This window comes from Streptomyces sp. SID1328 (genome assembly GCF_009865595.1).
Lineage (GTDB): Bacteria > Actinomycetota > Actinomycetes > Streptomycetales > Streptomycetaceae > Streptomyces > Streptomyces griseoluteus.
Window position 1 is genome coordinate 1 of sequence record NZ_WWKH01000714.1, and the last position, 2,226, is coordinate 2,226.

At 72.1% G+C, this 2,226-nt stretch carries 3 protein-coding genes; all 3 read left to right on the plus strand.

The genetic code is table 11. The features are described from left to right. On the plus strand, nucleotides 1-222 hold a 222-nt coding region (locus tag GT030_RS22960), incomplete at its 5' end, for a hypothetical protein (protein WP_161202709.1). 69 nt (nucleotides 223-291) lie between these two features. Next, nucleotides 292-1,263: an LLM class F420-dependent oxidoreductase gene (locus GT030_RS22965; protein WP_161202710.1), complete on the plus strand. Its 972-nt coding sequence runs from the start codon at nucleotides 292-294 to the stop codon at nucleotides 1,261-1,263. Between the two features lie 114 nt (nucleotides 1,264-1,377). Next, entirely contained in the window at nucleotides 1,378-2,160 is a 783-nt protein-coding gene (locus tag GT030_RS22970) for a hypothetical protein (protein ID WP_161202711.1), read from the plus strand. The last annotated feature ends 66 nt before the right edge of the window (nucleotides 2,161-2,226 follow it).

The window sequence follows — 2,226 nt, forward strand, 5'->3', positions numbered from 1 at the left end:
GGCGCGGCCGACCCGCGGGTGGTGCTGATGCTGGACGAGGCGTTCCGGCACGGGAAGGCGCTGGGCGCGTGGCCGGGCGCGGAGGAGGCGCTGCGGGCGGCGGGCATCCCGGTGGACGCGCCCGGCGTGGTGACCGGGGGCAGCGGCGCGGAGATCCTGGACGAGCTGACCACGCTGCTGACCGAGCACCGGGTGTGGGACCGGTTCCCGCCGGCGGAGTGAACGCGAGGCGAAACAGCCGGGGCCCGCCCCCGGCTGTTTTCGACTCGTCAGACGGGGGACTCGTGGCTCATGGTGCGAATCGGATACACGATGATGACCGAGCAGGCCGGGCCGCGTGAGCTGGTCGAGCATGTCGTGCGTGCCGAGGAGGCGGGGTTCGACTTCTCCGTGACGTCGGACCACTACTTCCCCTGGCTGCGCTCGCAGGGCCATGCCCCGTACGCGTGGAGCGTCCTCGGCGCGGCCGCGCAGGCCACGTCGCGGATACCGCTGATGACCTACGTGACCTGTCCGACCTTCCGCTATCACCCGGCGGTGGTGGCGCAGAAGGCGGCCACCCTCCAGCTGCTGTCCGAGGGCCGCTTCCGGCTCGGGCTGGGCTCGGGGGAGAACCTCAACGAGCATGTGGTGGGCCAGGGCTGGCCCGCGGTGGACGTGCGGCACGAGATGCTGGAAGAGGCGGTGGAGATCATCCACGCCCTGTTCGAGGGCGGTCACGTCACCTACCACGGCAAGCACTACGACGTGGAGTCGGCCAAGTTGTGGGACGTTCCCGAGCCCCCGCCGCCCATCGGCATCGCCGTCTCCGGCGAGCAGTCCTGCGCGCTGGCCGGGCATTTCGCGGATCTGGTCATCGCCACCGAGCCGAAGAAGGATCTGCTGGAGTCGTTCGAGCGGCACGGCGGCACCGGCAGGCCCAGCGTGGGGCAGCTCCCGGTCAGCTTCGACCCCGACCGGGACACCGCGATCCGGCGCGCGCACGACCAGTTCCGCTGGTTCGGCCTGGGCTGGAAGGTCAACTCCGAGCTGCCGCATCCGGATTCCTTCGAGTCGGCGACCCAGTTCGTCACCGAGGACGACGTGGCCTCCGCCATCCCGTGCGGTAACGACCCGGAGGCCTTCGTGGAAGCCGTACGGCCCTATGCGGAGGCCGGGTTCACCGAGGTGGCCCTGGTCCAGATCGGCGGCCCGACCCAGCCGGCCTTCATCGACTGGTCGGAGAAGACGCTGCTGCCGGCGCTGCGCGACGCCTTCGGCTGAGCGGCGGCTCGATCCGTACGGCGCACAACCCCTGGGCGCCACAGGGCAGTTTGCCGTCATCGTCCGCTGAGCAGTAACAGACAGCGGACGGTGGCGGCAGCCTTTGGGGGGCGCATGGCGTACGTGATCGCAGTGCTGTTCGCGGCGGCGCTGGCCGGCTGGGCGGTGCACGTGCGGGCCCGGAAGTTCCCGGGCAGCCTCGCGCTGGCGCTGCTGCCGAGGCATGCCGAGGACCGGCGCCCGCTGGCCCAGGCGCGGGCGAACGTGCGCAGCCTGGAGGAGATCGCGCGCTCGGAGGAGTCCGCCGCACGGGCCGCGTTGGCGCTGGCCGAGCAGAACCGGGAGCGGGACCTGCGCGCTGCCGGGCGACGGGTCGCCGGGCTGGAGAAGCCCGGCCGCGGCAAGCGGCTCGGCGCACTGGGGGAACTGACCCTGTACGAGCACACATTGGTGAAACAGCCACCGACCGGGGCCGTGCGCACCCTGCAACTGGCGGAACTCCGGGTCAGGTTCGAGGCCGGTGACAGCGCCTACTACCTCTACGTCCTGGAGGCCGACGGCACCCCCGAGCGGACCAACTACCCGCGCCGCACCGGGGAGGGCGAGGAGGCGAAGGGGTACACCGAGGACCGGGTGCGGGACTTCGCCGACGCGGTGCAGCGCGCGGTGGCCAGGGAGAACGCCTTCCGCGCCACCCTGCCGGAGCAGCTGAAGCAGGCCCAGCACGACCGCGAGCTGCTGGAGCAGGACACCGAGGCGGTGGACCGGGCGCGCAAACGGCACGCCGAGATCCAGGCCCGCAACAAGGACAATCCCCGCCTGGCCGAGGCCCGCGCCGAGCTGGAGGCGGCCCGGCTGGAGTGGCGGCGGCGCACCGGGCGGATGCCTCTCCCCTAGGTCCTGTCTGACAATTCGCGTCGTCGCCCGAAGGGCGGCCGCGCGGCGTCAGGTGCGTGCTCTCGG